The sequence below is a fragment of the Streptomyces sp. ADMS genome, assembly GCF_033441795.1.
GTDB lineage: Bacteria > Actinomycetota > Actinomycetes > Streptomycetales > Streptomycetaceae > Streptomyces.
In genome coordinates, this window is record NZ_JAVFVX010000157.1 from 5,872 (window position 1) to 12,796 (window position 6,925).

At 70.5% G+C, this 6,925-nt stretch carries 6 protein-coding genes; all 6 read right to left on the bottom strand.

Features of this window, described 5'->3' with window-relative positions; genetic code table 11:
• Nucleotides 1-247: 247 nt before the first annotated feature.
• Nucleotides 248-709, bottom strand: coding sequence for a pyridoxamine 5'-phosphate oxidase family protein (locus tag RB628_RS36780; RefSeq protein WP_318324991.1), 462 nt, complete (start codon nt 707-709; stop codon nt 248-250).
• A gap of 224 nt (nt 710-933) precedes the next feature.
• Complete coding sequence (locus RB628_RS36785; RefSeq protein ID WP_412180785.1) at nt 934-2,655, bottom strand: oleate hydratase; 1,722 nt, start codon at nt 2,653-2,655, stop codon at nt 934-936.
• 7 nt (nt 2,656-2,662) lie between these two features.
• On the bottom strand, nt 2,663-2,947 hold the full coding sequence (locus tag RB628_RS36790; RefSeq protein WP_318324993.1) for a hypothetical protein: 285 nt from the start codon (nt 2,945-2,947) through the stop codon (nt 2,663-2,665).
• A 97-nt stretch (nt 2,948-3,044) separates the two neighbouring features.
• Entirely contained in the window at nt 3,045-5,732 is a 2,688-nt protein-coding gene (gene adhE / locus RB628_RS36795; RefSeq protein ID WP_318324994.1) for a bifunctional acetaldehyde-CoA/alcohol dehydrogenase, read from the bottom strand.
• A gap of 109 nt (nt 5,733-5,841) precedes the next feature.
• Complete coding sequence (locus RB628_RS36800; RefSeq protein ID WP_318324996.1) at nt 5,842-6,528, bottom strand: CBS domain-containing protein; 687 nt, start codon at nt 6,526-6,528, stop codon at nt 5,842-5,844.
• A gap of 50 nt (nt 6,529-6,578) precedes the next feature.
• The coding region (locus tag RB628_RS36805; RefSeq protein WP_318324995.1) for a putative PEP-binding protein at nt 6,579-6,925 on the bottom strand (347 nt) is incomplete at its 5' end.

A 6,925-nucleotide genomic window follows, 5' to 3' on the forward strand; every position in this document is an offset into this window, starting at 1 on the left:
ACGGCGGAGGCGGGCCGATGTGCTCCGCCTCTGGTGGGGCAGGTACTCGGGGGGTCAAGTGACGGAGGAGGCCGTGACCGGTGGCGTGGGCGCGCACCTGGCCGACGCCTCGCGTGACGCGTGACTGGTTGTCGTGGGACGCCGAGACCGAGAGGGCTCGCCCGGCCCGCACATCGGCCCGGTGGCGCACCCCGTTCTGTGACACGCGGCCGCACCGGTCGCCGTGGTCCCGTACGACTGACGCCGCTCAGGCGACCGGGGGAGGACCGTCGGCCGTGAGGCGGACCCCGGTGACCAGATCGGGGCTGATACGGACGGCGTGATCCATCCTCTTCGACACCCACGGACGCAACAGGGTCCGATAACGGGCCAGTTCCCGTGGGTCGGTGACCAGCCGCGCATAGCCCGTGACGACGACGCTCCAGCCGAGGTGGGTGTCGGGGTCGATGTCGTCGGCCTCGTACGCGACGACGGCCCCCTCATCCCCGTTCTGCTGGGTGTACCGGGTCAGAGTGGTGTCGCCGTGGGTGCGGATGACGATGTCGCCGTCGACCAGGACGTGGTTGACCGGGCGGATGGTCGGCAGCGCGAGCCGGGTGAAGACGATCCGCCCCAGGGACACGCTGCCCAGGAGCCGCAGCGCCTCGACGCCGTCCAGCTCGACACTTCTGTGCGTGGCCGTTGCATTCGGCGGGGTGTCGTCGGCCATCACAGGTTTCCATATCGTCGGGTCGCCCACGCTTCTCCGTCTCCCACGGTCACCTCGGCGCACCGCCGCATTTCTGCCCGACGGTGACCGAGTACCACGTGAAACGGGGCGGCACCGCGGGGGATCGGTGCCGCTCCTGCAGTCACTGTCCCTCGGTCCGCGCCCTTCCCACAGGTGCCGATGGTCCCCACCGTGGGCCGGACGGCCCACGCACCGCGGTTTGCCTACCGGCGGTGCATGGTTTCCAGAGCGGCGGCCAGGACGTGGGGATCGTGGTGGCCCTTGTAGACCTGCGGCGGCCGCTTGTCCAGCTTCAGGAGCTGCGCCACCGCGGTCCAGGCGGTGCGTACGGAGTACTCGACGGTGAAGACGACGTCGTCGGGCACCTCGGCGAACTGCCCGATGAAGGCGAGGTTGACCGACCCGTCCGGGACGACTCGGGGCCTGTCGTCGCGGCGGCGGGCCAGGAACTGGCTGGTGATGTACGGCATCACACAGGGCACCACGGTGGACGTCTCCAGGATCCGCGCCGTGGTGCGCTCGTCGAACGGGAGGTGCTGCAGGACCTCTTCGAGGATCTCCCGGCCGGTGCACATGGTCATCGGCTTTGGCGTGTGATTGCCGGCGCGGCCGGGGTGCAGGCCGTAGCCCCACCAGACGGAGACGCCCTCGGGCTGGTCGCGGTAGACGGGCTGACGGCCCGCGACGACGGTGAGCAGCCAGTTGGATTCGGTGAAGGTCATCAGGCCGCCCCTGCCGGCCGGGCGGCCGCTGAACTCCTCGAGCGCCGCTAGAAAGGCGGGGTCCTTCGTGGTGACCGTGAACGACTCCCAGCGCGACTCCTTGACGTGCTTGTCGAACACGCCGGGATCACCGAAGTCGTCGCGGCCACGCGCGAGCCGGTGCCACAGCAACCAGGCGTCCGAGCGGTGCGGGGCCGGCCGGGGCGCGGAGGTGTGCGAGCCGCGGCTGGAGGCATCGGTCATGGAACCGTTGGTGACGAGAACCAGGTCCTCGGGCGCGACGGTGATCTTCTCGTCGACGCCGCCCCGGTTCAGGCAGATGGTCTCGACCGTGCCGTGTCCGACGCCCGGGGCGAGGCCCAGGTCGGTGACGTGGCAGGCGGTGTGCACGGTGACGCCGCGCTCGCGGAGCCAGGTGGTCAGGGGCCGGACGACGGAGTCGTACTGATTGTAGCGGGGCCGGTGGATGCCCGACATGGAGGCGAACTCGGAGAACAGGTGGATGAAGCGCCGGAGGTAGCGACGGAACTCGATGGCGCTGTGCCAGGGCTGGAAGGCGAACGTGGTGCACCACATGAACCAGAAGTTGGTGGTGAAGAAGTGTTCGCCGAAGCAGTCGGTGATCTTCTTGCCGTCCAGGTGCCCTTCCGGGGTGGCCAGGCAGCGGACCAGCTCCAGCCGGTCGCGTTCGGAGAACCCCATGGAGGTCGTGTCGACGATCTTGCCGTCCCCGTCGACGAGCCGGGTGACGTCGTCCCAGGCGAAGTCCTCGTGTCCGGCCAGGATCTCATCGGTCACGGAGACGGTGGGATCGTCGAGGGTGGGGATGCCGGACAGCAGGTCGTAGGTGCAGCGGTACTCGGCCTCGAACATGTGGCCGCCGCGCATGGTGTAGCCGGTGTCCGGCGTGCCGCCCGCGTCGAGGCTGCCGCCGAGGGTCCGCTGTTCCTCGAAGAGGTGGATGTCGGAACCCCTGAAGCCGCCGTCGCGGATCAGGAACGTGGCCGCGGCCAGTGCCGCGATGCCGCTGCCCACCAGATAGGCCTTCGCCATCACACAACTCCTCGTGTTCGCCGGTCGATCGGGTACCGCGCCTCCCACGGTTTCCTGGCGGCGGGTCGTGCGTCTGTGGGCCGTTGGCCACTCGGCCGGTCCGGACGGCCCTCCGCCACGGGCCCGCTGGACCGGCCGGTGTGTCGTCATCGCGGAGTCACGTCGTGCGAATGTTCTCGGCCGTTCCACCGCGCCACGGCGGCGCTGCCGTCCGGTGTTTGCCGGCCCAGGCCTCGGTGGCCCTGTCGGTCTGGCGGCGCAGCCGGTCCTGGAGCCGGTCGACGGTCTCCGTGCCCGTGGCCTCTTCGGCCACGGCAACCACCTGACGACCGCCGATGCGCAGGTCGGCCGTGGCCGACCACGGGTGGCCGGCGTGGTGGCCGGCCGCTCGCACGAGGTGCACCTCGCCGGTGACGGCGGGCAGGCCCGGCCTGCCCACCACGGCGTCGATCTTCGTACGGGCGTATGCCAGGGTCTCCTCTGGGAAGGGCGAGGCGAAAGGGTGAGGTGAAGGGGAGGGCGGGGCGGCGGGGCCGGTCTCAGTTCGCCGGAGCCGTGGCGTCGGTCTCCGTCTCATGGCCGTAATAGGCCGTGCGCATCAGCTCCCGCATGTCGTCGAGCATCGGCATCCGCGGGTTGGCGGGCGCGCACTGGTCCTCGTAGGCGTTCAGCGCCTGCTGGGGCAGGGCGTCGAGGAAGGCGCGCTCGTCGACGCCGAGTGCCTGGAAGGTCGGCTCGATGCCCACGGTGTCGCGGAGCCGCTCCACCGCCGAGGCGAGCGACTCGACACCCTCGGCCGGGGTGGCGGCGGGCAGACCGAGGGTGCGGGCGATGTCCTGGAAGCGTTCGGGGGCGCGGTAGCTCTCGTACTTGGGCCAGCCGGTGAGCTTCGTGGGGACGGTGCCGTTGTAGCGGATGACGTGCGGCAGGAGAACGGCGTTGGTGCGGCCGTGCGCGATGTGGAAGGTGGCGCCGAGGGTGTGGGACATGGCGTGGACGATGCCGAGGAAGGCGTTGCCGAAGGCCATGCCGGCGATGGTCCCGGCGTTGTGCATCTTCTCCTGAGCCTCCGGCCGGGCCGCGCGGTCGTTCACCGCCCCCTCGATGTTGTCGAAGATCATCCGGATCGCGTGCAGGGACAGACCGTCGGTGAAGTCGTTGGCGTAGACGGACACGTACGCCTCGATGGCGTGGGTGAGGGCGTCGAAGCCGCTGTCGGCGGCCAGCGCGCGGGGCAGCGCTGCGGTGAGCAGCGGGTCGATGATGGCCACGCTGGGGGTGAGCGCGTAGTCGGCCAGCGGGTACTTCTTCCCGGTGACGGGGTCGGAGATGACGGCGAACGGGGTCACCTCGGCGCCGGTGCCGGACGTGGTGGGGATGCACACCAGGCGGGCGAGCTTGCCGAGCACGGGGAAGCGGAAGGCCCGCTTGCGTATGTCGGAGAACTTGTGCCGCATGTCGGCGAAGTCGATGTCCCTGCCCTCGGCCTGCTGCTCGTACAGCAGCCACATCACCTTGGCCGCGTCCATGGGAGAGCCGCCGCCCAGAGCGATGATGGTGTCCGGGCGGAAGTCGCCCATGAGGCGGGCGCCGCGCCGGACCGAGTCGATGCTCGGCTCGGGCTCGACGTTGTCGATGACCTGGATGGTGACCGGCTCCCGGCGCCGCCGCAGCACGCGCTCAACCCGGTCGACGAGGCCGAGGCGGGTCATGGTCGCGTCGGTGACGACGGTGACGCGGTGGACGTCCGGCATGGAGGTGAGGTAGCGGATGGCCTGCGGCTCGAAGTAGATCTTCGGCGGGACCTTGAACCACTGCAGGTTGTTGCGGCGCACCGAGACGCGCTTGACGTTGAGCAACTGGGCGGCGGAGACGTTGTTGGACACCGACGTGCTGCCCCAGGAGCCGCAGCCCAGCGTCAGCGACGGCAGCAGGCTGTTGTAGATGCCGCCGATCGCACCTTGCGAGGACGGTGCGTTGACGATGATCCGTACGGTCTTCATGCGCCGTCCGTACGACTCCGCGAGTGCGAGGTCCTGGGTGTGGATGACGGAGCTGTGACCCTGGCCGTGGAAGGCGACCATGTCGGCGGCCAGGTCGAAGCCCTGCTGTTCGGAGCCGGCGCGCAGAACGGCGAGGACCGGGCAGAGCTTCTCCCGGGTCAGGGGCTCCTGCGGGCCGACCCTGTCGGCCTCGACCAGGATGAGCGACGTGTCCTGCGGAACGGTGAAACCGGCCTGCTCGGCGATCCAGGCCGGGCTCTGCCCGACGGCCGCGGAGTTGACCTTGGGCTCGCAGCCCGCGCCGGCGGTGTCGGCGGGGAACAGGAACGTCTCCAGCTTCGCCTTCTCCTCGGCGGTGGCCACGTGGGCGTGCAGAGTGCGGAACTCGGCGAGGACCGCGTCGTAGATCTCCTCGTCCAGGATGACGGCCTGTTCGGAGGCACAGATCATGCCGTTGTCGAACGACTTGGACAGCACCAGGTCGTTGACGGCCCGGCGTATGTCCGCGCTGCGGTGGACGTAGGCGGGGACGTTGCCGGCGCCCACGCCCAGGGCGGGTTTCCCGGCGGAGTAGGCGGCCTTGACCATGGCGTTGCCGCCGGTGGCGAGGATCAGCGATACGCCGGGGTGGCGCATGAGAGCGCCGGTGGCCTCGACGGACGGGGTCTCGATCCACTGCACGCAGTGCTCCGGCGCACCCGCGGCGACCGCCGCGTCGCGCACGATGCGGGCCGCCTGCGCGCTGCAGCGCTGGGCGGAGGGATGGAAGGCGAACACGACCGGGTTGCGGGTCTTCAGCGCCATCAGTGCCTTGAAGACGGTGGTTGACGTCGGGTTGGTGACAGGGGTGATCGCACACACCACGCCGACCGGCTCGGCCACCTCGGTCATGTCGTCGATGTCGTCGTGGGCGATGACGCCGACGGTCTTCATCGGGCCCATGCTGTGCGTGACGTACTCGCAGGCGAACATGTTCTTGGCCGCTTTGTCCTCGAAGACACCGCGCCCGGTCTCCTCCACGGCGAGCCGCGCGAGCCCGGTGTGCTGGTCCAGCGCGGCGACCGAGGCCTTCTTCACGATGTGGTCGACCTGCTCCTGATCGAGCGCCTCGTAGTCGGCGAGTGCCTTGAGCCCGTTCGTCACCAGGCGGTCCACCGCGATGGCGGTGTCGGACGGCGCGGCGGCGGGGTCGGTGGTCGCGCTGCGGTCGTGGTGGCGGGTCATGGGGGAAGGCCTCCGTCGGTCGTTGAGGGGGCGGCGCCGCACCTGTGGCGGCGCGGGGAGCGGCGCCGCGGGTATGGGACGGGGCCGCTTCCACCAGCAGCGTCTCTCGTCAGCGGTGTTCCGCCCCAGGTCCCGTTGGTCCCTTCGCGGGGCCGACCGGCCCCGAGGCGGCACGGACGGTCAGTCTGTTGACGACACCCACCACGCCCTCCACCCGATACGTCAGGCGGATCACGAGCGGAAGGTCCCCGCTGTGCTCCAGGGCCCCTTCCAGCGTGGCCATGCCGTCGTGGACCGAGACGGCCACACCGTGGTCCGGCCGGCCGAGAACCCGGGGCAGCACCTCGTCGTGGAGCTCGCGGCGGATCTCGTCGTCCGTGCGCAGGAAGACGCGCAGCAGGTCGCGCCGGGTGGCGATGCCGATCAGCCGGTCCTCCTCGTCCACGACCGGCAGGCGCTCGACGCCGTGACGTTCCATCACACGCGCGGCGTCCGCGATCCGCTGTTCCGGGTGCACGGTGATCGCGGGTGTCGACATCAGCTCCCGCGCCAGGCCGGTGCGGGCGGGTGCATCGGCGCGACGGGCGGAGCGGCCCAGCGGCCGTATCCGGAACCCTCGGACACGGCCGTCGGGTGACCGGGCCGCCCGGCGACGGGTCAGGTCGGTCCGGGAGATCACTCCGACGACCTTGTCGTCGTCCACGACGGGCAGCCCGCTGATCCGATGCACGTCCAGCAGCCCGACGACGTCCTTGAACGGCATCTCCGGGTACGCCTCGACGACGTCGCGGGTCATCACTTCACCGACGGTGACGGCCCGCCGGCCACCGTCGCCGCTCTCCCTCGTCACCTGCTGTCGCTCGTTCCCGACTCGGGGAGCGCGGCCCGTCCGGCTTCCAGGCGGGCGACCGGGACGCGGAACGGCGAGCACGAGACGTAGTCCAGGCCGGCCGCGTGGAAGAAGTGGACGGATTCGGGGTCCCCGCCGTGCTCGCCGCAGACGCCGATCTTCAGGCCGGGACGCGCGGCGCGGCCCTCGTCGACGGCGATCCGCACCAGACGGCCGACGCCGTCGAGGTCGAGGGTCTCGAAGGGCGAGGTGGCGAAGATGCCCTTCTCGAGGTAGGCGGAGAAGAACGCCGCCTCGACGTCGTCGCGGGAGAAGCCCCAGGTGGTCTGGGTGAGGTCGTTGG

Bases quoted from the DNA above. Each gene is read 5' to 3' on its own strand.
- RB628_RS36780 (WP_318324991.1), bottom strand. From the start codon at position 709: ATGGCCGACGACACCCCGCCGAATGCAACGGCCACGCACAGAAGTGTC.
- adhE (WP_318324994.1), bottom strand. From the start codon at position 5,732: ATGACCCGCCACCACGACCGCAGCGCGACCACCGACCCCGCCGCCGCG.
- RB628_RS36785 (WP_412180785.1), bottom strand. From the start codon at position 2,655: ATGACGACACACCGGCCGGTCCAGCGGGCCCGTGGCGGAGGGCCGTCC.
- RB628_RS36800 (WP_318324996.1), bottom strand. From the start codon at position 6,528: ATGACCCGCGACGTCGTCGAGGCGTACCCGGAGATGCCGTTCAAGGAC.